This window comes from Pseudoalteromonas sp. SWXJZ10B, assembly GCF_015864475.1.
GTDB classification, from domain to species: domain Bacteria; phylum Pseudomonadota; class Gammaproteobacteria; order Enterobacterales; family Alteromonadaceae; genus Pseudoalteromonas; species Pseudoalteromonas arctica.
On the sequence record NZ_JADYXD010000023.1, the window covers coordinates 1 to 23087 of the forward strand.

Consider the following 23087-nt stretch of genomic DNA (forward strand, 5'->3'; position numbering starts at 1 on the left):
TTTTAATTTCGTCATTTTTTCACCCAAATTTGTATGCTTATTAGCATAACATTTCTTTCTTAATGGGTGGCCAAAATCACTGTACCACTACAAATGAAAGTTGATTGGCAAAACTCGGTTTGGTTTAGTAAATCGTAAATACACTTTTTCATATTTATTGATTTGAAAATATTATTAAGATGTATCTTAATATTTGACTTATTAGGTAACTTTTCTTTTTCTAAAAAATAATTCCACTCTGTGGCCGCATTTTCAGCTTCTAACTTTAATTTATCATCCCATTTGAAGTGACTTTGTGGAGCAACTAATAATCTATATTTATCAGTATAATCAAGCAGCGTATATAATATTATGAATAAATTAGGTGGCCATCCAAAAGTTTCAGTCAAGTTTTTTAATGACCCGTCTGAACTATAGTTTAATTTTAGGGTTTCAAAACCAGTTATTTTGGATCGCTGAGTACTTGGGAAAAAATTTTTAATATGTTGGATAAGTTCCACAATCCATACCTTAATATTGAAGTTTTATTGATAAAGCTTATTTTAGTTAGTGAGTTATAAATATTTAGTACTTGGCTTATAGCTCGCTTGTTAACTAGTATTTAGATTCTCGTTTTAAAATGTAAATGGGCAGACTCAGAGATATCACATCCGATAGCTTGTCGATTTAAGTTATTGGCTGCTACTAAAGTAGCTCCTGAGCCAAAAAAAGGGTCGACGACGAGTTCATTTTCATTACTGCTTTGCGAGATGAGTGTTTCAATTAACTTAACTGGCTTTTCAGTAGGGTAGCCCCTGTATACTCTTTTACATGTGAGGATATCTGGAACGCTTAGATCATTTAACTTGCGCTTACCTTTCTCGAAAAAAAGAATATATTCGTGTCTAGCTCTGTAATGATAGCCCATTCCAATAGTCACTTTATCCCAAATTATTGGCTTCCAAAACTTGAAACCTACGTTTTCAGCTATTGGCTTAATATAAAACATTGTTTCCTGATCGCAGAATAGATAAAAATGCGAACCTTTTTTCAGCACTCTGTATATTTCTATTAGTAGATCTTCAAAGCGATTATTTGGAAATATGTCGAACCATTGATTACTTGACGATTTACTTACTTTTAGGCGAGTGGTTGTTCCTATTTTTCGATATTTTTCTAATGATTCGTAGGGTGGGTCAGTAATTAAAAGATCAACACTTTCGGTTGAAAGTGTTGATAACCAATTTACCGCATCATCTTTAAATACTTGCATTAAATCTCTTTAGTTAAAGTGTGCTGCACAAGCGGCCATTGTGAAAAGCTTTCGAAGCAACGCCCTTTTTTAATCGTCGACAATCAATGCAATAGCTTTGATACCCATCAGGGTTGCGGGCCGTTTTGCGAGCAGGAGTAATTCCAAAAGAAGCCGGATATGGATGGAATATATGTTCAGAACTATTAGCGTCTGAACAATGAGGGCATGATTTAAACTTTTGACCGGTTGATGAATCTTTCTTTTGAACCATGCCGCTATTTAAAGCTTTGCCACAGCAATTACAAGCCATAAGAATCTCCTTATAAGTTAGCTTTGTATTTTTAAATTTGAGTTTTTTATTATGTTACTGGCTATTAATACATCCATTAGAAATGCCGTAACGCTCTCTACAGTATCAGATATTGTACTTTTGTGAAGTACGAATGATTTAACGATAATTATTTTTGACTATCTAATTTATTTAGCCTAAACCTAAACTAAGATTTTCTTAGTTTAGGTTGGCGATGCATTTTTTAGTTCAAACAAAACCTTACCCAGATGAGGCGCTTGAAAGCTATTTGCTGAGGCTTGCAAGGGATAACTCATACAATGGCTATAGTGAGCTTGCTGATATTTTGTGGCAATGGCTTGCAGAGCAAGATAATGAGCTTGAAGGTGCGCTGCCGTTAGCGCTGAGTAAAGTTGATGTTTATCATGCTAGGCAAGCGAGCAGCTTTAGAATAAGAGCGCTTAAGTTGGTTGCTCAATTAGCAGATGTAAACGCTGGTGACATTCTTGCACTTGCTTGGAGGCGCAGTAATTTTAAATTTGGCAACCTTGCCGCAGTAAGTCGAAATGAACTGGCTATTCCCCTTGAGCTACTTCGTACAGATAACATACCTGTTTGTATTGAATGTTTAACTGAATCTTCCTACATTCCTTTTTATTGGCATTTAAAGCCCTACAAAGCGTGCCATAAGCATAAAACACAATTAACCATACAATGTATGGAATGTCATAAATTAGTTGATTATAGAGATTCTGAGGCGTGTTTAGAGTGTGGTTGTGGTTGTAAACTAACCAATAGTGAACAGTTAAACGATGCAGACTTTAAAATTGCATCTGCGCTTGCAAGTAATAACAGCCCAAAAATAATGGGGCTGTTATCGTGGTTTGCGAAGGTTAAACAACTTGATGTAAGCGATGCTGACTTTAACCGTACTTTTGTTGATTACTTTAGTACTTGGCCTGAAAGCCTTACCGTTGAATTAAACTTACTCACAAATAATGCGCGTCTCAAGCAACTCAACCCTTTTAATAAAACTAAGTTCAACTCTGTTTATGGCGATTTAATCCGTGATGGTCAAATAGCTGCAACAAGTAACCGTAAAAACAAAGTTCTTGATGAGATTATTAATTATTTTGTCGAATTAGTTGATAGTAACCCCAAAGCTAAACATCCAAATATTGCAGATTTACTGCTTTGTACTTTTGATACAGCAGTATTATTAAACACCACCACAGAGCAAGTTTATAGGCTTCATCAAGAAGGCTTTTTAAACTGTGCTTATCCACAAAAAAAGCACGAACAGCTCAGAGCTGATAGCCATGTTTTTTATTTACGCCAAGTTATTGAGCTACAGCAAGCATTCGCTGCTGAAAAGCCTCAAACAAAAAAACAATTTATAGCGCCGTGGTAACTTATGAACTTACAAGATGCATTTGCAATTGAATCACTAAAAGAAAAAACCACAACACTTAGAAAGTTGTTTGCGCCATATACACCTCATGTTGCGGTAGATAGCTTTGAAGAACAATCGCTGACTGTGCTCATTAACCTAGTTTATAAGCGAAGTGAGATCGATGATTTAACAAGTACAAGAACCGCTAAAAGTGTATTACGCGATGAAGTGTTACTGAGTAAGTGCATTAACGAAGTAAAATGGTTTCATACTCATAATTTAAAATACCCCGATATACGCGTAAGCCATCAACGTTTAATTAGTGAAGTTGTAAGTGAAGATATTGCGGGTATTTGTAGCCGGTCATTACCTTTAAGTTTTGGATGGTCGCACAATAGTGCTGAAATTAATCATGCAAAGCTATTTTTAACCTCATTTATTTGGCAAGGTGAAGTAACTTGTTTAGCAAAGTTACTAATAGCTGAAGAGCCTGTTTGGATTAATTTAATAAGAAAATACGGGTTTACTAAAAAGGCGTTTTTAGACATCGCTGGCAAAATAAAACAGCTTTTGCCAGTGGCAGAACTCCCATTAGAAGTAAGCTCTTTTTCACCACAATTACAAATGCCATTCCAGCAAAGCTACCTTGCGGTTACGCCTGTAGTAAGCCATGCAATGCTAGCTAAGATTCAGCAATTAACGACAGGTCGTAAGTTAAACTTTGGTTTAGTTGAGAACTCAAGACCTGCTAATGTTGGTGATTTAGCAAGCTCAGTAGGCGGCAATATAAGAGTGCTGCGTTACTTTCCTAAAACAAATTCAAAGGCTATTAAACGCTCTAAAGTAGTCGATAATGATATTGAGAAAACATTTAAAATTCGTGCGCTATTAAGTAGTCAATTTCAGCATGCGCTTTTGGTATTGGTTGGTATTAAACAGTTTAATACGTTAAGGCAAAAGCGATTAGCGCGAGTCGCGGCTATTAGGCAAGTACGTGTTAGCTTGCAGTTATGGCTTGATAACATTCTTGAAGCTAAAAATAACGCGCAAAATCAAGCTTACCCTGAGTGGGCAAAGCATTACTTAGATCAGAGTATTACTAACTGTATTAGCCAATTTAGTAACATACTAAATGAGAGCCTAGGTACTTTAAGTAAGCTCAAACGCTTTGCGTATCACCCTAATTTAATGGGGTTGTTTAAAACGCAGTTAAACTATGTGTTTACTCATTGTACAACTGAAGAAGAAACATTAAATGATGAGCAAATAGTGTATGTACATTGCCAAGATATGCGAGTGTTTGATGCCGAGGCAATGGCTAACCCATATATTCAAGGCATGCCGTCACTTACTGCTTTAAATGGGCTTGCTCATAACTTTGAGCGTAAGCTAAAAAACTTTATAGACCCTTCAATTAAGTGTATTGGCAGTGCTATTTACATTGAAAGCTATCAACTACATACAGGTAAACCATTACCTGAGCCAAGTAAGTTAAAACAAGTTGCTGGCCATACTCATGTGATAAGTTCCGGTATTATCGATAAGCCTAAATGCGATATAACACTCGATTTAGTATTTAGGCTTTTTGTACCAAATATTGAGCTTTTAGATAAGTTGAATAGTCAGCTTATAAAGCCCGCACTACCATCTATGTTTGCGGGCGGGACTATGCATCCACCTTCGTTATATCAAAATATTGATTGGTGCCATTTACATACTAAACCAAGTGAGCTGTTTAAAAATATAAAGGCAAAATCGTTAAATGGCAGTTGGTTATACCCATCAAAAAAAGTAGTTAAAAGTTTTGAACAATTGATTGATGCCCTTAACGGTAACTTTAATTTAAGACCCGCTGCAATTGGTTTTGCTGCTCTTGAAGAACCCGTAAAGCGCGATGCAGCATTACATGAACACCATTGTTATGCAGAGCCCGTAATTGGGCTTTTAAAGTGTGTTAGCAATACATCAGTTAAGTACGCAGGGGCTAAGCAGTTCTTCCATGACGCATTTTGGGTTATGGATGTTCAAAAAGAGTCTATGCTTATGAAAAAGTCTAAGTTTGAGTATGAATAATGCAATTACCTCGGCACTTAAGTTACACGCGTTCGCTCTCACCCAGTAAAGCGGTGTTTTTTTATAAAACACCGGAGTCTGATTTTGAACCGTTACAAATAGAGCAAAATAAATTAGTTGGGCAAAAATCAGGGTTTGGCGATGCGTATCAAAAGCAAAATGTGGCTAAAAATTTAGCACCACAAGATCTCGCGTTTGGAAACCCTCAAACAATTGATGTGTGTTACGTTCCTCCAACGGTAAATGAGCTATTTTGTCGTTTTTCACTCAGGGTTGAGGCTAATTGTATTGAGCCACATGTATGTGATGACCCTAAAGTTATTTATTGGTTAAAACGTTTTTTTGAAACCTATAAAAAGCACAATGGCCTTAATGAAGTGGCAACTCGCTATGCTAAAAATATACTGATGGGAAACTGGCTTTGGCGCAACCGTCAATCACCAAATGTTGATATTGAAATCCTTATTGAGAATGCAGCCCCGATCATCATTGAAGGTGTACAAAAGTTAAAGTGGCAGGGCAATTGGCAAAATAATCAAACAGCATTAATAACATTGTCAGAATCTATTCAAGAAGGGCTCAGTAACCCTCAAAGCTATTGTTATTTAGATATAACAGCCAAAATTAAAAATGCATTTAGCCAAGAGGTTCACCCTAGTCAAAAGTTTGTAGATACTGTTGAACAAGGCATGTCATCTAAACAGCTTGCATACACTCAAGTGGGCGATAAAAAAGCAGCAAGTTTAAACTCACAAAAAGTAGGAGCTGCTATCCAAACTATCGATGATTGGTATGAGGGAGGCTACAAACCTTTACGCACTCATGAATATGGCGCAGATAAGCAAATATTAGTTGCACACAGAACACCTAAGACCCATTCAGACTTTTATTCATTACTCCCGCGCATTGCTTTGCATATTAAACACATGGGAAAGCATGGTTTAGGGCAAGATGAAGAATCAAATGCAGTTCACTTTATTGCGGCAGTGCTGATCAAAGGTGGCTTGTTTCAAAGGAGTAAAGGTTGAAGCGCTATTATTTTACCATTACTTATTTACCCAAAAATTGTGATGTAAGCCTTCTTGCTGGGCGTTGTATTGGTATTTTGCATGGGTTTATGAGTTCACGCGAGATAAGTAATATTGGTGTGTGCTTTCCTAAATGGAATGAGCAAACTATAGGTAATGAATTAGCGTTCGTATCAACAAATAAAAAGCAATTAACCAATCTATCTCGGCAAAGCTATTTTGAGATGATGGCTCATGACAAGTTATTTGGCTTATCAAAAATACTTGAAGTACCAGTAAACCAAAGCGAAGTCATGTTTGTTCGCAACCAATCGGTAGCAAAAGCATTTGTTGGCGAAAAGCAAAGGCGATTAAAACGCGCTAAAAAACGAGCTGAAGCCAGAGGCGAAGTATATAATCCGGAATATAAATTTGAGGAAAAAGCCATAGGCCACTTTCATTCAATACCCGTATCAAGCAAAGGCAACGGGGAAAATTTTATACTTCACATACAAAAAATTGAAAATACTAATGCGATAGAAAATCAATTTAATAATTATGGCTTTGCTACAAATCAAACATTTCAAGGCACGGTTCCCTCTTTGAATACCCTTTTTTAATAATTTTAAAACACTCTTTTAATTTTCAACTGGTTATAAGGTTGATTAAAAATAAGGGTAAATAATTTAAATTCATTTAACAGTTTGGTATTTATAGGAATTTAAACTATTTTTAATAGTGAACTGCCGAGTAGGCAGCTGGAAATACTGGCAATAATTGCGGCGTTTACTTCAATGGGTGAACTGCCGAGTAGGCAGCTGGAAATAGTACCCATCATTGCAGTGCTCGCTATAACTAGTGAACTGCCGAGTAGGCAGCTGAAATTAGGCCAGGAAGTAAACAACCACAACTTGTGACTTTCAACTGCCGAAAAGGCAGAGGCTAAATAGAGAGACCCCAGCAAATGTTGGGGTTTTTTTAAGCGTTATAACCGTATTTAAGGCTATTTATAACGTTCCTAATTAACCTTCTACCAGCAATTGTATTTACAAATGTTAAAGGTGTTTTAGAGCTAAATTGTAAGGAGTACGTATTTAGCCATTTATTCCATCGTTCAATATTTTCAAAGTAATCAATACAAGCTGATGCTAGATGAGCTAACTCAAAGGTATTTTCACTCAAAGTTGCATTTAAACGTGTGTACTCTTTTTTATGACGTTCCAAAGTTCTAATATTTGTACCAATTGCTTTAGCAAAGGATTGAATATCCCAACCTAACTGAAGCCTAAACTTCTCAACACTCTTTATATCTAAACCACGTTGAATTAATTCAATTTCATCTAAAGGGTTTGAGCTTAAATTAACTTTTCCATTGCTGAGTATATCTACAAATTTATGATTAGTGCTAGGTTGCATATCACTAGGCATACATACCTCAAAGCCAAGAAAGTTATATTTAATAATAGCACTTCTGTTATCCAGCTGATAGTCGGATTAAAGCGATAACCGGACACTGAAAAAGTTAAATTTATTCCTGTGTTTTAAGTAGAAATCTAATTTTGTCCAATAACATTATTAAACGCCGTTTTGGGGCAAAATAACATGCTTAATTTCTAGCGGTTTTAATTACTTGTTTACAAAGGTGATTATTGGTGAAATTATCATGGTATGTAATATAGGCCGTTTTGGTGTGTTATAAACCACCAAAATGGTGTTCAATAAGTGTTATATAGCAAAGGAAAGCCTGTGCAAATTGAAACCCAAAGGCTCATTTTAAAGCCAATTTGTAAAGATGACAGGGAGCTTTTTGAGCAGCTTCATCAATCAAGCGATGTACTCAAGTATGTCAGTGATCCATTTACCGAATCTGATATAAATGAACGTTTTAATTGTCGCTTAGGCGAATGGGAAAAAACTTCTAATCATTGGTTAACTTTAACAATCATTGAAAAAGCAACTGGGATTAAAATAGGCGTAACTGGTTTTTATCCCGAATGGGAGCCATACCAACAAGCTGAACTTGGCTTTTTACTAAGTCCTGAGTTTCAGGGCAAAGGGTATGGTAAAGAGTCAACTATTGCCGTTATTGAATATGCCTTTAATCAATGTAATTTCCATAAAGTGATCGCAACTGTCACTGAAGGTAATTCCCCATCATTTAATTTACTAAAAGCGTTGGGTTTTACTCATGAAGGTACAATTCGAGATAACTTTAAATTAGGTGGTCGTTGGTGTAATGATTTAAAGTTAGGGTTACTTAATCATGAGTACAATGCTATATAACAAGCTGTTTAACAAGGACAAAATACAGTTTGCTGTTTTCGTTCTTTAACATTTTAGCAAACTATTTTTTTGTCTCTTAGCAAGGCGTTACCAGCGTCCGCTGTTGGCACTTAGCTGAACTTCGCCAAAGAGCTACAAGCAAACATTGAGTTATTGGTTTTAATAATTAGCTTTTAACTAAATTTAAATAAACTTTAAAGCTGGTAGTTTGATTATTTGAACTGACCTCTATATCTCCACCGTTTGCTTGCGCTAGAGCTTTAACTATTGCAAGCCCTAAACCAGCTCCGTCGCTGTGTCGTTGCCGCGACTTATCAGGTCGATAAAAGCGGTCAAATAAATAAGGTAAATGCTCAGAAGGTATTCTCTCCCCTGTATTAATCACTGAAATGCATATTTTTTCAGCGGTGGTCATTTCACTGTTTACAGTGATTGATGAGCCTTTTGGGGCGTACCTAATTGCATTGGATAGTAAGTTTGATAATAATTGGCGAAAGTGTAATTTGTCACAATAAAAACAAAGGTTTTGACCCTTTTTATTAAATGCAATCAATGAGTCTTCAGCCAAAGCGTCAAAATACTCAAATAACACTTCAATTTCATCATGGCTTTTTAGAGTGTTTTGAACGGGTTTAATTAGCCCGTTTTGAGTTTTGGCGAGCCAAAGCATATCACTAACCATTTTAGTTAATCGCTCGAGTTCTTCTAAGTTAGAAAACAATAATTCTTGATACTCTTCCAACTGCCTTTTTTTAGATAATCCAACCTGTGTTTGAGTAATTATATTTGTGAGTGGAGTTCGTAGTTCATGAGCAATATCACTAGAAAAATTTGATAAGCGAATAAATTCACCTTGGAGCCTGTCGAGCATTGAGTTAAACGACTGAACCATATTAACAAGCTCAATAGGCACTTTATTTTCATCGAGCCTTACATCCATTTTATTAGTTTGGATATCGTGTATTTTCTGACTTAAACCTCGTAAAGGGTTTAATCCTTGATGTATAGCAAACCAAGCCACCAATAAAATGAGTACCGCTGAGCCAAACATAATGGCCCAAAGGCTTTGCTGAAATTGATTGAGAAAGTGTAAATGAAAGCTCATGTCTATCGCTGTAGTAATTTTGTATTGCTGTTGCCCAGTGCTGAAATTACTCACCAGAGCTCGGTAGGTGTGGGTATCATTTTGCCATGAGACAATATTGTTACGGTTAAAGCCAGTTGAAGCCTTAGCACTCATTACAAAATCACTAAAATCTCGTTCAGAGCTTTGAAAAATCAGCTTTCCTTTTGCGGTATTTACCTGATAGTAAACACCGTGATGACCCGCTACAGCGTTAGATAATTCATTTTTAAGTTTCAGGTTTGATTTATAGTGTTGTGTTAAAACTAGTTCAATAGATTGATTAATAACATGCAGTTCACTACTATCTTGCTGGAAAAAATGATGTTTTATCGAACTATTTATTAAGGTGGCAACTAAAGTTAAGCACGCAATAACGGTTACAGCCACAAACAACACAACACGCATCGTAAGTGATAAAGGCCGTGACTTAATAGCCATCAGTTTCAACCTCTAATTTATAGCCCATACCACGAACTGTATGAATTAATTTAACAGTAAAGTCATCATCAACTTTTGCTCTTAGCCTACGAATGGCAACATCAATCACATTGGTGTCGCTATCAAAATTCATATCCCATACTTGAGAAGCAATTAACGAACGTGGCAGTACTTCACCTTCGCGCCGTAACAATAGTTCAAGTAAGCTAAATTCTTTATTACTCAATAAAATACGCTTGCCTGCACGTTGTATTTTTCGCTTTGGAATATCCATTTCTAAATCAGCAACTATCAGTATATCGTCAACTGTTTGTACTGCACCACGGCGAATAAGAGTGCGTACTCTTGCTAAAACTTCAGCAAAAGCAAAAGGCTTTATTAAATAGTCATCAGCACCAAGTTCGAGCCCCTTTACTCTATCGCCTATGCTATCGCGAGCAGATAAAAATAGTACTGAGGTTTTGTTATCTGCTTCACGTAGCGACTGTAAAATTTTCCAACCGGATACGTCAGGTAACATGACATCAAGTATTATTACATCAAATAATTCGGTCATTGCTAGGTGATGGCCGTCAAGACCATTGCGCGCCAAAGAAACCTGAAAACCAGCTTCACTTAGTCCCTGTTTTAAATAATCTCCCGTTTTTGCTTCATCTTCAACAACTAATAAGCGCATACAATTCCTTCATTAAAGTCCTAACAACTACCTCTGCAAATATTATGCAGTATCTGTCACTACAGCAACATGACACCAAGATTACAACTTTGTAATGTTCGCGTCATGTTGAAGACAGGTCTATTTTCTATACTCAATACATATTCTGCTATGAAGGAGTAAGGAAATGGGGTTTAAAAAGTCATCACAACAGGTTAGCACACCACGAAGACGATTTGTTCAAGGCTTAATTGCAGGAGGTGTACTTGCTGCTTTTCCGAGTGTATTACATGCTGCATCATCTTTAGTAGCAGGAACAATAACAGGCACTGTACCCGAACTTAGCGGCGAAGTAATTGATCTGGTTATAGATGAATCGCCGGTTAACTTTACTGGTGTAGTACGTATGGCGACAACTATCAATGGATCTATACCCGCTCCTACCTTGCGCCTCAAAGAAGGCGATGACGTTACTATTAGAGTAACAAATAAGTTATCAGTACCGAGTTCAATTCATTGGCATGGCATTATTTTACCGTATCAAATGGATGGCGTACCAGGTATCAGCTTTAAAGGCATTATGCCGGGCGAAACCTTTGTTTATAAATTTAAACTACAACAAAGCGGTACATATTGGTATCACTCACATAGTGGCTTTCAAGAAATGACAGGCATGTACGGTGCATTAATTATTGAACCGCGAGAAAACGATATTATTAGTGCAGATAACGAGCATGTTATTCAATTATCTGATTGGACTGATGATGACCCTATGGCGCTGTTCCGTAAATTAAAAGTACAGAGTGATGTATTTAACTTCAATCAACCCACTGTCCCAGAGTTTTTCGATGACGTTTCAAGCAGCAGTATTTCAAATGCTCTACAGCGCCGAAAAATGTGGAATCAGATGCGAATGAATCCTACAGATTTAGCTGATTTATCTGCATCAGCAATGACTTTTTTAATGAACGGTAGTACTCCAATGGCAAACTGGCGTGGATTATTTAAAGTCGGTGAAAAGCTTAGGTTAAGGTTTATTAATGGCTCTAGTAATAGCTTTTTTGACGTGCGTATCCCCGAGTTAAAACTAACGGTTGTACAAGCAGATGGGCAAAACGTTGAACCAGTGACAGTTGATGAATTTAGATTCGGCCCTGGTGAAACCTACGACGTAATTGTTGAGCCTAAAAATGATGCCTATACGATTTTTGCTCAAAGTATGGATCGCTCTGGTTACGCAAAAGGAACTTTATCAAGCTCGCCTAATATTGATGCGCCAGTACCTGCACTTGACCCTGTTGAATGGTTAACGATGACCGATATGATGGGCAATATGACCCACGGCGGTGAGCACTCTGCAATGGCTGGTATGGCAGGCATGTCAGGCATGTCAGGTATGAACTCTAAAGAAATGGATCATAGCGCTATGGGCCACGGTGCAATGGCGATGGATCATAGCAAACATGGTATGTCTGAAAACCCATTAGCGGTTGCCAGCTCTAAAGTGCGTCATGCAAAAACGGAGTATGGAGCTTCAGTTGATATGCGCGTTGATATGCCTAGAACAAATCTTGATGATCCTGGTATTGGTTTACGTAAAAATGGTCGTCGTGTTTTAACACTTGCAGATTTACACTCACTTGAAGGGATCACTAACCAGCAAGAGCCAGAAGCTGAAATTGAGCTGCATTTAACCGGAAACATGGAGCGTTATAGCTGGTCATTTGATGGCTTAGAATTTGGTAAAAGCACGCCAGTGCATATGAAGCATAACCAACGTTTAAGAGTTATTTTACAAAACGATACCATGATGACGCACCCTATGCATTTGCATGGTATGTGGAGTGATTTAGAAAACGAGCAAGGTGATGTGCAAGTGCGACGTCATACGATACCTGTTCAACCCGCACAAAGAATCAGCTTTTTAACCACCCCTCACGATGTAGGTCGCTGGGCTTGGCATTGCCATTTATTATTCCATATGGATGCCGGTATGTTTAGAGAGGTAGTCGTATCATGAAACAATTAAAACTATCTAAATCATTAGGTTTATTAATGTTAACTGGGGCTTCATTAATTAGTTTCCCTTTATTAGCGCAAAGTGAAATGGCACAAATGAATAGCGCTAAGATGCAACCACAAGGAGGAAGTGCACCTAAAGATGCAAGAGACCCTCATGCTTACTCTGCGGGAACAACTTTAACAGAAGGCCCATATGCGCTTGAGGGCAATGAGCGATTAACACTCGCTGATGAGCATCCATTTTACGCATTACTAGGCGATCGTCTTGAATATAACGAGCAAGCAAACGCAGGTGTGTTTGACTTACAAGCATGGTACGGCACTACCTTTGATCGATTGGTAATTAAAACCGAAGGTGATTTCAGCGAAGGAAGTATTGAAGAAAACCAAACCGATATTTTATGGAGTCACGCCGTATCAGCATATTGGGATACTCAAGCAGGTGTTCGTCTTGATTACAATAAAGAAGGTGAAAATCGGCAATGGTTGGCTTTTGGCTTACAAGGTTTAGCCCCTTACTGGTTTGAAATTGATATGACAGCGTACGTGGGTGAGCGAGGCAATACCGCATTTACGTTAGAGGCAGAGTACGAACTATTACTCACGCAAAAGCTAATTATACAACCGCGAGCCGAAATTACACTTTATGGCAAAAACGATAAACAAAACGATCTTGGAAGTGGTCTATCAAGCAGCGCGATTGGCTTTAGGGTTCGTTATGAGTTTACACGCCAGTTTGCGCCCTATATTGGCATTGAATGGAGCAATAAATTTGGCAATACCGCCGACTATGCCACATCAAGTGGACAAAGTAGCAACAACACCGCATTTGTTGCGGGTATTAAATTTTGGTTTTAATCATTTTAAATAAGAGGTAATTATGAAGTTTTTTAATTCTGCAGTAGCCATTTTAGGTTTAGTGCTTACATTTTCCGCATCAGCGCATATATCACTCAAGCAATCAACACCTGCGCAAGAAGCCATGTTAATGAAAAGCCCAGAGCAACTTTCGTTAACTTTTGGTGGTGAAGTAAGGCTAGCAAAAGTCATCATCAAAGATGAAAAAAATAACTCAATAAACTTTGATTTCAAACCAAGCTCCACCCCAAGCACAGACTTTAGTTGGTCATTACCGAGCTTAGCCCAAGGGACTTACACGGTTAAATGGACAGCACTGGGTGGTGATGGACATAAAATGACCGACACGTTTAGATTTATGGTACACAAAAGTGAATCGCATAAGATGATGCAAGAACAATCTAATACCCACAGCAAACATAATCATTAAGTAGCAACATAATGCAATTAAGTGAATGGTCAGTACTCTTACTCTTATTAAAACTAGCAAGCTATATCGCAATTGCAGGGCTTGCGGGCACTTTATTAATGCGTTTTATGTGTGGCAACAGCAATGTTGCAGGGCATCACTTAATTAGTTTTTATCAGTTCTTAAAACGTTGGCAAATTACGTGTGTAGTTACAGGTAGTATTGCTGCACTTTTACAAGTACCAATAGAAGCTGGAGCAATGGCTGAATCAGGCTTTATGGGAATGTTTGACCCCTTTATGCTTGAAATTGTTTGGCAATCAGTCATAGGTGACCAAGCAACGTTTAGAATACCAGCGCTTATTATTGCTCTAATTAGCGCATGTATGTGGAATGTGGAATCAGATGATAACGTAGCAGGTTATAAAAACGCTGCCGTTATACTAATCATGCTTGGGTTTATCGCTTATAGTTTCACTTTTACTGGGCACAGTGCAAATGAAAATGGGTTAGTGAAAAGTATTTTAACCTTTCACCTTATTGCCATTGCGAGCTGGTTAGGGTCATTGTGGCCGCTTTACAAAAGCTGCACTTTACTACCTACCAGTGAAGTAAAGCGGTTAATGCATTACTTTGGTCAACTCGCTATTGTTATTGTATTTGTACTACTTATTTCGGGCTTAACTCTGCTCCTGCAGTACCTAGAGTCATTTTCTGCATTGTTTACATCAAATTATGGGCAACTAATTTTATTAAAGCTGCTACTCGTCTGCGCGATGCTATTACTAGGTGCATGGCATAAGCTTTTTTTAGTCCCGCAAATCACTCAACAACACCATATAAGTATATTAAAACGCTCGATCACTGTTGAAATAGTAATTGCCCTATTTGTACTTATTACCACAAGTGTATTTACAACACTTGTTGGTCCGCCTATTTAACGATTAATAAAAAAGGAAAATGTATATTAATTAAATCCTCTAATTTAAAAATTTTATTGCTACTAATTTTTAGCGCTGTTAGTTCTTTTGCTGTGAACGCACACACCCATGAAGAGCACACAAAAAAAGGCTGGGTCTTTGTTAATGTTGATAGCGAAGCTGCAAAGGCAGTTAGCTTATTTCATGCATCCCTAAAACAAGGCGATGCCAAAGGTGCCCGTAAATTACTGGCCGACGATGTCGTCATTTTTGAAGGCGGAATTGTTGAGCGTTCTGCAGATGAATACGCGAACCATCATATGATAGCGGATATGAAATTCTTAAGTGCAGTTGATAGTGAACTGCTAGAGCATCAAGTTCACACAAATGGAAACATAGCTTACTCAATTTCAAGAAGTAAAACTCAAGGAAAGTATAAAGGGAAAGATATTAAGTCTACGGGAATGGAATCAATCACATTAAAAAACACCGATAAAGGTTGGAAAATCACTCATATTCACTGGTCTAATTAAGGAGTTAACAATGCGAGTAATCTACATTACCTCAGCGTTTTTTTTATCATTAACTATGTCATTTTCTACAATGAGTATCGAAAAACAGCATAAAACATCAATAATCTATGAAAATTCAGAAAAACCTGAAATTGAGCTTACCGTTTATAAAAGTAAAAATTGTGGATGTTGTAATAAGTGGATTGCTCATTTGAGTGAAAACAATATTCAAACAAAAGCAATTAACGTTAATGACATGGGGTCGATTAAATCTCAGTATCAAATAAAACCTAATATGCGCTCATGCCATACAGCCGTGTCAGCCGATGGATTTGTATTTGAAGGTCATGTTCCCGCTAAACATATAAAACAGTTTTTATCTGGGCAACACGCTCCGCACATTACAGGCTTAAGTGTACCAGCCATGCCTATTGGCACTCCCGGAATGGAAATGGAGGGTATATTTCACAAATATAATATTGAACTACTCACTGACAACTCAAATGAAGAAACCTACAGATACATAAGTAAATCCAGCGAGCAATTTTAGCCTAACGGCATAATTCTTGAGTTAATTGTTAAATACCCATTTTACACAACAGGAAACACTGATTTGTGAGCTTAATAGTGTAAATATTACTCACGTGTAAAAACAAAATACAAAACTTTTAAGGAGCAATACAATGTCACACTATTCAAAATTTTTTTTAATGATAGCAACATCCACAATAACCATGTTTGTATTGATGTATTTGAACACCTATCAACTTAGTCATGTTTATTTTAGTGAAACTCGTACTTATATGGCGCTTTATATGGGAGCCACGATGGCAGTGATAATGCTACTTTTCATGCTTAATATGTATAAAGATAAAAAGAAAAATATAACAGTACTCATTGCTAGTGTTGCCGTATTTGCAGGTAGTTTATTTTTAGTTCGCTCACAAGCGACTGTTGATGATAGCTCATGGATGTCGGCGATGATCCCACATCATTCAATTGCCATACTCACCAGTGACAGGGCAAAAATCAAAGATAAACGCGTTCAAAAGCTAGCTACAAATATAATTGAAGCCCAAGAGCGAGAAATAAAAGAAATGCAATGGCTCCTAAAAGATATAGAGCAAAACGGCATTACACAAACCAATGCTCAAGCACAATTAAGAGCTGTTCCAGATTTCAATTCAAATAAATAAACCGCATAACATAAGGAGTAAAGCATGAGTAAATCAGCCCAGCTTTTTAGAATGGCAACAGATGAGCATATTTGTCCGTTTGGTTTAAAATCAAAAGACCTACTAGAGCGAGAGGGATATACAGTTGATGATCAGCTTTTAACTTCTCGAGAGCAAACAGATGAATTTAAAAAACAACACAGTGTAGAAACTACACCTCAAACATTTATTGATAATAAACGTATAGGTGGCTACGACGATTTACGTAATTACTTTAATAAGCCACAAGCAGCCCAAGAAGGTACAACTTACACGCCCGTGATTGCGATTTTTTCGGTTAGTTTTTTGCTTAGTGTGGCATTTAGTTTTGCATCGGCTAATAGCTTATTATCAATGCAAACCGCTGAACTGTTTGTAGCCCTAACAATGGCAGTGTTAGCAATACAAAAGCTTCAAGACTTATTTAGCTTTACTAATTCATTTATAACCTATGACTTAGTCGCTATGAAAATAGTCAGGTACGCTTATGTTTACCCATTTTTAGAAGCATTTGTTGGCATTGGAATGATAGCCGGATTACCAGCCTATATTATTGCCCCTATTTCATTATTCATAGGTGGGGTTGGTGCTGTTTCAGTGATAAAAGCAGTCTATATAGATAAACGAGAGTTAAAATGTGCGTGTGTAGGCGGTGACAGTAACGTACCACTAGGGTTTATCTCCCTAACAGAAAACTTATTTATGATAGCTGCCGGTATTTGGATGTTTGTTAGGTAAATAACAGCTTTAATTTAAAAATATGATGACGAGCTTATTTATAGCACGAACCAGACTCAGTAGTTGAGTCTGGTTCTGCCTGAACTTAAAACCCCATCAATTTGCTCTGGCTTCACTAAGGTATCTTGAAGTTACAACGAGACTAAAGTTTTTTATCAATTGCATGATTTAAAAAAGCACTAGCCCTCTAACTTTATCTTAAATAGATCTAATCTAAATTTGATTCCAGGATTCTTTTGGCAATAAATTTTTAATCATCCTAGTGTTTAAGAATTTATAAATTTAATTAATAAATTTTGTGAAATTTTTTCTAGTCCGCTTAGAGCGAATAGCGGTCATTGTGATTGGCTAAAAATAGTTAATTAGTCATATTGGTGTTTGCTCACATATACAAGTAAACGTGGTACGAGCAGACATTTGCGCGGCTCGCGTACCGTCAAATTGTTACCCCCACAAACCGATATAATGAGGAAAATATATCAATTACAAGAAAAACGATTTTAATTGGCGAGTTTAGTGTACTCCAGTTTTTTATTGATCTTTAAGCTTAGCACGCTACAAAGCGGTTCGGGGATGAGTGATATCCAGGTATTGAGGCGCTAGTTATATTAAGTTGTTCGAGGCGGAGGGTGGACTATATTTATTTAGTCAAGACGATTGAGGCATCTACTTAATAATTGGCTATAAAAAAAACATCTTATTCCCTTTTATTGACTACAGTTTTAGGTGGCTACAGCGGTGCTAAAAACAAGAGTTATTAAAAAGGCGTTAGCCTGTGAATAAGTTACAAAACTTTAAGCATTAAAGCCACTCTTCAGTTTATACTCCTGTCGGCCTTTCCCCTAGCTACGGCATACCCCAAAAAATCAAGACACTTCACTCCTCAGAGTGATTCTAAGCGACTTTGTATGAAAAGTGATGCAATTTACCTGTGCCTATGAAATTTCCTTATCGAGCCTCTAAGCTCCATAAAGAGAAGTTTATCAAGGCACGATTAGCTTTTTTTAGCTGGAAGATTGGTGAACGCGTTTTTTAAGGACTATTTTGCACTTAACTCTGTAAAGTCGCGCTCGTTCCTCGCTACGGCTTCGCCTAGTTAAAATTAAAATCCGCGATATAGTGGGTTAGTTACCCATCCCCTATACATTAACTCTTAATGGGTAATGCTTTTGTAGTTGTTAATGCTTTAAAAGTAATGAAAAAGAAGTTAGACTAATGTTTCTTATACGTTTATTTAATTATGGAATGATTATGATAAAAAATTTACTTTTAACATCTTTAATTGGGCTAGTTTCTTTCTCAAGTTTAGCCTTGGAAACTCCACTTTACACTGAATGCTCAACATGTTTTTCTTTCGAACAGTTCAAAAATACAGCAAGATTAAAAGCTAAGGTAGATCGCCCTCGCGATGTTTATGTAATGAATCTAGATAAATCAATTATTGAGAAATTCAATGTTTCTAAGACCATTACAGGGTACAGGATATTAAAAGGAGATAATGAACCTGATGGTCGTGGTGGTCATATTCAAGATGTAAGAATACCTATATATAGTTGGACTGTAGATAGCTATGGTGTAGAGCAGGACGTTTTAAATACTTTTCATAATATATCTGATGCAAAAAGTGCTGTTGTTGCAAGCTTAGCTGGAGTAAGCGCAACTATTGTGCCTAAAAAGATTGCAGGTAGCGCTTGGGACTTAGTTGGATTTGGTGCAAAACAATATGAAGTTTCATCTTATTATAATGAACATACAACCCTAGATCAGGATATATCGAACTTTACAATCGCAGCGGCAAAAGTTTCTGGCGTTGCTGAAATTGAAAAAGTCTTTATGCAGGTTGCTTTTGATGACAAAAGCATTGCAATATATTCGTTATTTGGAATTATTGGTGATGAGCTTATATGGGATTTTGAACATGGTAGAGATGTTGACGGAAACAAAGTTGAACCTACACTTCCTGTAACATCACCACGTACATATACCTTTAAAAAAGGTGGTTTATCAACTTTCTCAAATTTTTATGATGCAGCCGTGCGTTCTGGAGCCCAATTTTACAGTACCTCTGCTAAATCACCTTCTTCTGCAGGACGAGTTTCTTGTGTAGGCGGTAAAGCTCCTGGTTCATATATATGTACTTATACAAAATAATTAATTAAAAAATAGAGCCTTGTAAAACAAGGCTTTAAAATACATGAAAGTTCAACTGCTATGTAACACTATTTCTAACATCCATTATGAACCTTATTAAGTTTTCTTTTGTTGCTCTGATACTTTGAGCTTTGTTAAATGAAGATATAGTAAACATTAATTAATGCAGGGACAGCTACATGAGATTTAGAAAGAGCATCAAAATAGGTAAGGGTTTAAGGGGCAACCTAGGAAAAAAGGGAATTACTAGTATTTCTGTTGGAGGTAAAGGTTGAATTCGAAGAGAGCTTTTATGTTTCATAGCTCTCTTCGATGAATGAACTTAAGTATTCAGCATTGGTCTTTAATTTATTTATCAAACTGTTTTTTCGACTAAGAGCGTTACCGTGATTTTTTGCCTTCTGTTTTTCGATTTTCATTTCTCGTTTATAGTGCTGTATTAATTCGTTGTTTTCAGTCAGTGTATTTCCAATTTCATCCGATTTTCTTTTTGATAGCACTCGTTTAAATCTTTTTTAGTCTCCGATATTAGTATTTTTTCAGCTTCAATTTCTGCTTGTTCTTGCTCTACTTCGAGCTTAGCTTGGATGCGGGCATTGTCTAGAAGCGTATGGGTCACACATTAAGAATCTTCAATGTCTGCTAGTGGCACATAGCAGCCAACTAAACTTGGCAGTATTTTTATGGGATTGACCTCATAAAGCCTATATTTGGTAACTTTATGCCATTATACACTTCAATTTTATGCCAAGTTACACTCCACCTATGGCGCTGTAGCCCAGTAGAAACGTATGTTCTTATGTCAACTTATACTTCAAACAACATTGGGTGTTTGAACTAATAAACTTAATTCCTCAAAAAGAATTCCTCTAATTAAATAATACTATTTATTTATAGATTACTTTATAAATTACTTTATAGATTGTTATGTCATTTTTGTTAAAAATATTACTAATAACTACATGATAGTATTAATTAAAAGTAAATTAGCCTCCCTTTTAAACATGTTGCTCATCCTCGGTTCGTAAATACGACTTAAGTCTAGATTGTGTAGTACGAAGTTAGGATTAGAATAATGTCAAATTTAGAGAGGAGCTCAGTATGCACTTGGAACGTATTCGCAATAGTAACCTGCACGACAAGGTGATGCCGGCAGAACAAGCAAGCCAATTTATTAAAGATGGAATGACTGTAGGGATGAGTGGTTTCACTCGCGCCGGAGAAGCTAAAGCAGTACCCAGAGCATTAATTGAGCAAGTCAAAAAAAATCCAATCAAAATAAATTTAATGACGGGTGCGTCATTAGGTAATGATCTCGACAAGCTATTAACAGAAGCGGGCATTTTAGCGCGTCGTATGCCTTTTCAAGTAGACAGCACTTTACGTAAAGCCATTAATAACGGTGAAGTAATGTTTATTGATCAGCATTTATCTGAAACAGTTGAGCATTTACGTAACCATCAATTAACCATGCCTGATGTGGCTGTTATTGAAGCCGTTGCCATTACCGAAAAAGGGCATATTGTGCCGACTACATCGGTTGGTAATTCAGCGAGTTTTGCTATTTTTGCCAAAGAAGTCATTGTTGAAATTAATATGCTGCATAACCCGAATCTTGAAGGTTTGCATGACATATATATTCCTTCGTATCGTCCTACTCGTCAACCAATGCCGTTAGTTAAAGTAGATGATAGAATTGGCAGCACTGCAATTCCTATCGATCCTGCAAAAATTGTTGGTATTGTTTTTACTAACCAAAGCGACTCGTTTTCTACCGTTACCGACCCTGATGAAGACACCGCCGCTATTGCGCGCCATTTAGTTAACTTTTTTAAAGAAGAAGTGGCTCAAAATAAATTGCCAGCTAATTTAGGACCGCTACAAGCAGGCATTGGTAACATTGCAAATGCTGTGATGATGGGACTACTCGATTCTGACTTTAAAGACCTAACAATGTACTCTGAAGTACTACAAGATTCGACGTTTGACCTAATTGATGCAGGTAAGCTTAGTTTTGCATCGGGCAGCTCAATTGTTTTATCGGAGCGTTGTAATGCGCAAGTATTTAATAATTTAGAACAATACAAAGACAAGCTAGTGTTACGCCCTCAAGAAATTTCTAACCATCCTGAAATAGTGCGCCGTTTGGGAATTATTGCAATAAACACCGCGCTTGAGTTTGATATGTATGGCAACGTAAATTCAACACATGTTTGTGGCACACGAATGATGAATGGTATTGGTGGCTCTGGTGATTTTGCTCGTAATGCTCATTTAGCAATATTTGTGACTAAATCGATTGCTAAAAATGGCGCTATTTCAAGCGTAGTGCCTATGGCCAGTCATGTTGATCATAACGAACACGATGTTGATATTTTAGTAACCGAGCAAGGCTTAGCTGATTTACGCGGTTTAGCGCCGCGTGAGCGAGCAATACAAGTCATTAAGCACTGCGTGCACCCAGATTACCGTGACGATATGTTAGATTACTACAATCGCGCTTGTGAGCGTGGTGGGCACACCCCTCATTTACTTGAAGAAGCGTTTAGCTGGCATATTCGTCTTGAACAACAAGGCAGCATGAAAAAAGTATCTGCAGCAGATGCTCAAGTGCAACTGTCTGCATAAGCATTTTGGTTTATTAAAATTGAATTAGTTAGTTTTATACTTACTTTTGAACCGCACTAGTGTCAGCTCAATCAGCTTTGATTAGTGCGGTTTGATATAAACTGTAAGTCCAAAATAATTTTATACCTACTCTTTGTATACCTTTCCCAACCACCTTTTATTATTTTATTCACTTAGGTTTAAGTGCTATTACCGTTATTAAGTGTGTAATGTGCTTATTAAAAATATAGGCACTAAATGGCGTTTGACAGAGGATTAGAAGAGCGACCTTACAGTAAAACCAGTTAAGGGCTTGGTTTATATTTTGCCTGAAGGTTTTGAGTCTGATTCTGATTTAGCATATTGGGTAAATACGTGCGTTAACTTTGTAGAGTCTTTGCCGCCCAAACCTTTTAAAAAACGACCCGCACTTAAGTAAATTAGCGAAGTATCACCTTAATTAAAATAAGCACTGCAATCAAATTACTGGCGCTATGAGCATGAATGCTACATAATTGAGCGACTGCTCACTTATGCGCTTTTTACTTAAGTATGATTCATACTATTTTAAAGACGCTTTGAACACTAGTTTGTAAAGCTGTTTATTAGCACAGCTTTAAATTTTTTAGTAAATAAAAGAGAGAATGTAATGATTAAAGTAAGCGTATTATACCCAAATAATGAAAGTGCTACTTTCGATATGGACTACTACTGTAAAACACATTTACCCCTAGTTGCAGAGTTAGTTGGTAAAGCGCTTATATCAAGTAGTGCAGATGCAGGTTTAGCAGGTGGCGCACCGGGCGAAGCGCCAACTTATATTGCTATGGGGCATTTAGTGTTTGAATCGGTAGAATCTTTTCAGCAAGCCTTTGCACCTCATCAAGAGGCAATAGCCGCTGATTTAGTTAACTTTACTAACGTGTCTCCAGTAATTCAAATTAGCAATATTGCTGGGTAAATTACACGCTAAAACTAATTTAAGAACTACTTAATAACCCCTACCGCATTTAGTGCAGTAGGGGTTTTATTTTAACTGCAATAAAAGGGCTAGCGCTCTGTTTTAAGTAATATTAGTTCTAATATTTAGATGTATTAAACCCGCCCTTGTGTTGATTATGAAAATGATAAAAGTTATCATTTAGGTTGTTAGCTATC

The 23087-nt window shown here is 37.0% G+C and carries 23 protein-coding genes; 17 read left to right on the plus strand and 6 right to left on the minus strand.

The features are described 5' to 3' along the window. Positions 1-59: 59 nt before the first annotated feature. On the minus strand, positions 60-500 hold the full coding sequence (locus tag I6F54_RS16600; RefSeq protein ID WP_197142376.1) for a hypothetical protein: 441 nt from the start codon (positions 498-500) through the stop codon (positions 60-62). Positions 501-601: 101 nt separating this feature from the next. Continuing rightward, complete coding sequence (locus tag I6F54_RS16605) at positions 602-1252, minus strand: DNA-methyltransferase (protein WP_197142378.1); 651 nt, start codon at positions 1250-1252, stop codon at positions 602-604. A 506-nt stretch (positions 1253-1758) separates the two neighbouring features. Between I6F54_RS16605 and I6F54_RS16615 the strand changes: the two genes are divergently transcribed. The 4 genes from I6F54_RS16615 to cas6f are packed head-to-tail and all read left to right on the plus strand — an operon-like array spanning position 1759 to position 6616. Further along, entirely contained in the window at positions 1759-2934 is a 1176-nt protein-coding gene (locus I6F54_RS16615) for a TniQ family protein (RefSeq protein WP_197142380.1), read from the plus strand. A 3-nt stretch (positions 2935-2937) separates the two neighbouring features. Next, complete coding sequence (locus tag I6F54_RS16620) at positions 2938-4989, plus strand: type I-F CRISPR-associated protein Csy2 (protein WP_197142382.1); 2052 nt, start codon at positions 2938-2940, stop codon at positions 4987-4989. Beyond that, complete coding sequence (gene csy3 / locus I6F54_RS16625; RefSeq protein WP_197142384.1) at positions 4989-6017, plus strand: type I-F CRISPR-associated protein Csy3; 1029 nt, start codon at positions 4989-4991, stop codon at positions 6015-6017. The genes I6F54_RS16620 and csy3 overlap by 1 nt, the downstream gene beginning before the upstream one ends. Continuing rightward, on the plus strand, positions 6014-6616 hold the full coding sequence (gene cas6f, locus I6F54_RS16630) for a type I-F CRISPR-associated endoribonuclease Cas6/Csy4 (protein WP_197142386.1): 603 nt from the start codon (positions 6014-6016) through the stop codon (positions 6614-6616). The genes csy3 and cas6f overlap by 4 nt, the downstream gene beginning before the upstream one ends. Before the next feature lie 358 nt (positions 6617-6974). On the opposite strand, the gene I6F54_RS16635 is transcribed toward cas6f, so the two are convergent. Next, positions 6975-7424, minus strand: coding sequence for an antitoxin Xre/MbcA/ParS toxin-binding domain-containing protein (locus tag I6F54_RS16635; RefSeq protein ID WP_008133923.1), 450 nt, complete (start codon positions 7422-7424; stop codon positions 6975-6977). Positions 7425-7742: 318 nt separating this feature from the next. Here I6F54_RS16635 and I6F54_RS16640 point away from each other — a divergent pair, with 318 nt between their 5' ends. After that, the gene (locus I6F54_RS16640; RefSeq protein WP_197142388.1) at positions 7743-8279 is read left to right on the plus strand and encodes a GNAT family N-acetyltransferase; all 537 of its coding nucleotides are present in this window, start codon (positions 7743-7745) and stop codon (positions 8277-8279) included. A gap of 166 nt (positions 8280-8445) precedes the next feature. Here the strand turns inward: I6F54_RS16640 and I6F54_RS16645 are convergent, their stop codons facing one another. Continuing rightward, complete coding sequence (locus tag I6F54_RS16645) at positions 8446-9843, minus strand: heavy metal sensor histidine kinase (RefSeq protein ID WP_165725487.1); 1398 nt, start codon at positions 9841-9843, stop codon at positions 8446-8448. Continuing rightward, positions 9833-10519, minus strand: a complete 687-nt coding sequence (locus tag I6F54_RS16650) for a heavy metal response regulator transcription factor (RefSeq protein ID WP_024591667.1) — start codon at positions 10517-10519, stop codon at positions 9833-9835. Before I6F54_RS16650 ends, I6F54_RS16645 begins: the two co-directional genes overlap by 11 nt. A 166-nt stretch (positions 10520-10685) precedes the next feature. Here I6F54_RS16650 and I6F54_RS16655 point away from each other — a divergent pair, with 166 nt between their 5' ends. The 10 genes from I6F54_RS16655 (at position 10686) to I6F54_RS16700 (ending at position 19597) form a co-directional block, all read left to right on the plus strand. After that, a complete protein-coding gene (locus I6F54_RS16655; protein ID WP_165740853.1) occupies positions 10686-12518 on the plus strand; it encodes a copper resistance system multicopper oxidase in 1833 nt (610 codons plus the stop codon). After that, positions 12515-13378 carry a copper resistance protein B gene (locus I6F54_RS16660; RefSeq protein ID WP_165740854.1) on the plus strand — a complete coding sequence of 288 codons (864 nt, stop codon included), beginning with the start codon at positions 12515-12517 and terminating at the stop codon, positions 13376-13378. Before I6F54_RS16655 ends, I6F54_RS16660 begins: the two co-directional genes overlap by 4 nt. A 22-nt stretch (positions 13379-13400) precedes the next feature. Continuing rightward, positions 13401-13808, plus strand: coding sequence for a copper resistance CopC family protein (locus tag I6F54_RS16665; protein ID WP_024596894.1), 408 nt, complete (start codon positions 13401-13403; stop codon positions 13806-13808). 11 nt (positions 13809-13819) lie between these two features. Further along, positions 13820-14728 (plus strand): copper resistance D family protein, encoded by a 909-nt coding sequence (locus I6F54_RS16670; protein ID WP_165740855.1) that lies wholly within the window; start codon positions 13820-13822, stop codon positions 14726-14728. 23 nt (positions 14729-14751) lie between these two features. Next, complete coding sequence (locus tag I6F54_RS16675) at positions 14752-15240, plus strand: YybH family protein (protein ID WP_165740856.1); 489 nt, start codon at positions 14752-14754, stop codon at positions 15238-15240. 10 nt (positions 15241-15250) lie between these two features. Next, positions 15251-15769 (plus strand): DUF411 domain-containing protein, encoded by a 519-nt coding sequence (locus I6F54_RS16680; protein WP_165725484.1) that lies wholly within the window; start codon positions 15251-15253, stop codon positions 15767-15769. 133 nt (positions 15770-15902) lie between these two features. Beyond that, positions 15903-16415, plus strand: a complete 513-nt coding sequence (locus I6F54_RS16685; protein ID WP_165725483.1) for a DUF305 domain-containing protein — start codon at positions 15903-15905, stop codon at positions 16413-16415. Positions 16416-16439: 24 nt separating this feature from the next. After that, on the plus strand, positions 16440-17171 hold the full coding sequence (locus I6F54_RS16690) for a MauE/DoxX family redox-associated membrane protein (protein ID WP_165740858.1): 732 nt from the start codon (positions 16440-16442) through the stop codon (positions 17169-17171). 1251 nt (positions 17172-18422) lie between these two features. Continuing rightward, positions 18423-19322 (plus strand): hypothetical protein, encoded by a 900-nt coding sequence (locus tag I6F54_RS16695; RefSeq protein ID WP_197142390.1) that lies wholly within the window; start codon positions 18423-18425, stop codon positions 19320-19322. Positions 19323-19501: 179 nt separating this feature from the next. Continuing rightward, positions 19502-19597 (plus strand): DUF4236 domain-containing protein, encoded by a 96-nt coding sequence (locus I6F54_RS16700; protein WP_197142392.1) that lies wholly within the window; start codon positions 19502-19504, stop codon positions 19595-19597. Positions 19598-19779: 182 nt separating this feature from the next. On the opposite strand, the gene I6F54_RS16705 is transcribed toward I6F54_RS16700, so the two are convergent. Next, positions 19780-19941, minus strand: coding sequence for a hypothetical protein (locus I6F54_RS16705; protein WP_197142394.1), 162 nt, complete (start codon positions 19939-19941; stop codon positions 19780-19782). Positions 19942-20423: 482 nt separating this feature from the next. On the opposite strand from I6F54_RS16705, the gene I6F54_RS16710 reads away from it, so the two are divergent. Together I6F54_RS16710 and I6F54_RS16715 are read left to right on the plus strand one after the other, a co-directional pair. Continuing rightward, entirely contained in the window at positions 20424-21950 is a 1527-nt protein-coding gene (locus tag I6F54_RS16710) for an acetyl-CoA hydrolase/transferase family protein (RefSeq protein ID WP_165728563.1), read from the plus strand. Positions 21951-22578: 628 nt separating this feature from the next. Further along, positions 22579-22890: an EthD family reductase gene (locus I6F54_RS16715; RefSeq protein WP_007584064.1), complete on the plus strand. Its 312-nt coding sequence runs from the start codon at positions 22579-22581 to the stop codon at positions 22888-22890. Positions 22891-23087: the final 197 nt, after the last annotated feature.

What these genes read in the sequence shown, in the direction of transcription:
- I6F54_RS16605 (WP_197142378.1), bottom strand. Translation starts at nt 1,252, where the DNA reads ATGCAAGTATTTAAAGATGATGCGGTAAATTGGTTATCAACACTTTCA.
- I6F54_RS16615 (WP_197142380.1), top strand. Translation starts at nt 1,759, where the DNA reads ATGCATTTTTTAGTTCAAACAAAACCTTACCCAGATGAGGCGCTTGAA.
- I6F54_RS16620 (WP_197142382.1), top strand. Translation starts at nt 2,938, where the DNA reads ATGAACTTACAAGATGCATTTGCAATTGAATCACTAAAAGAAAAAACC.
- csy3 (WP_197142384.1), top strand. Translation starts at nt 4,989, where the DNA reads ATGCAATTACCTCGGCACTTAAGTTACACGCGTTCGCTCTCACCCAGT.
- I6F54_RS16635 (WP_008133923.1), bottom strand. Translation starts at nt 7,424, where the DNA reads ATGCCTAGTGATATGCAACCTAGCACTAATCATAAATTTGTAGATATA.
- I6F54_RS16645 (WP_165725487.1), bottom strand. Translation starts at nt 9,843, where the DNA reads ATGGCTATTAAGTCACGGCCTTTATCACTTACGATGCGTGTTGTGTTG.
- I6F54_RS16650 (WP_024591667.1), bottom strand. Translation starts at nt 10,519, where the DNA reads ATGCGCTTATTAGTTGTTGAAGATGAAGCAAAAACGGGAGATTATTTA.
- I6F54_RS16655 (WP_165740853.1), top strand. Translation starts at nt 10,686, where the DNA reads ATGGGGTTTAAAAAGTCATCACAACAGGTTAGCACACCACGAAGACGA.
- I6F54_RS16660 (WP_165740854.1), top strand. Translation starts at nt 12,515, where the DNA reads ATGAAACAATTAAAACTATCTAAATCATTAGGTTTATTAATGTTAACT.
- I6F54_RS16665 (WP_024596894.1), top strand. Translation starts at nt 13,401, where the DNA reads ATGAAGTTTTTTAATTCTGCAGTAGCCATTTTAGGTTTAGTGCTTACA.
- I6F54_RS16670 (WP_165740855.1), top strand. Translation starts at nt 13,820, where the DNA reads ATGCAATTAAGTGAATGGTCAGTACTCTTACTCTTATTAAAACTAGCA.
- I6F54_RS16680 (WP_165725484.1), top strand. Translation starts at nt 15,251, where the DNA reads ATGCGAGTAATCTACATTACCTCAGCGTTTTTTTTATCATTAACTATG.
- I6F54_RS16685 (WP_165725483.1), top strand. Translation starts at nt 15,903, where the DNA reads ATGTCACACTATTCAAAATTTTTTTTAATGATAGCAACATCCACAATA.
- I6F54_RS16690 (WP_165740858.1), top strand. Translation starts at nt 16,440, where the DNA reads ATGAGTAAATCAGCCCAGCTTTTTAGAATGGCAACAGATGAGCATATT.
- I6F54_RS16695 (WP_197142390.1), top strand. Translation starts at nt 18,423, where the DNA reads ATGATAAAAAATTTACTTTTAACATCTTTAATTGGGCTAGTTTCTTTC.
- I6F54_RS16700 (WP_197142392.1), top strand. Translation starts at nt 19,502, where the DNA reads ATGAGATTTAGAAAGAGCATCAAAATAGGTAAGGGTTTAAGGGGCAAC.
- I6F54_RS16710 (WP_165728563.1), top strand. Translation starts at nt 20,424, where the DNA reads ATGCACTTGGAACGTATTCGCAATAGTAACCTGCACGACAAGGTGATG.
- I6F54_RS16715 (WP_007584064.1), top strand. Translation starts at nt 22,579, where the DNA reads ATGATTAAAGTAAGCGTATTATACCCAAATAATGAAAGTGCTACTTTC.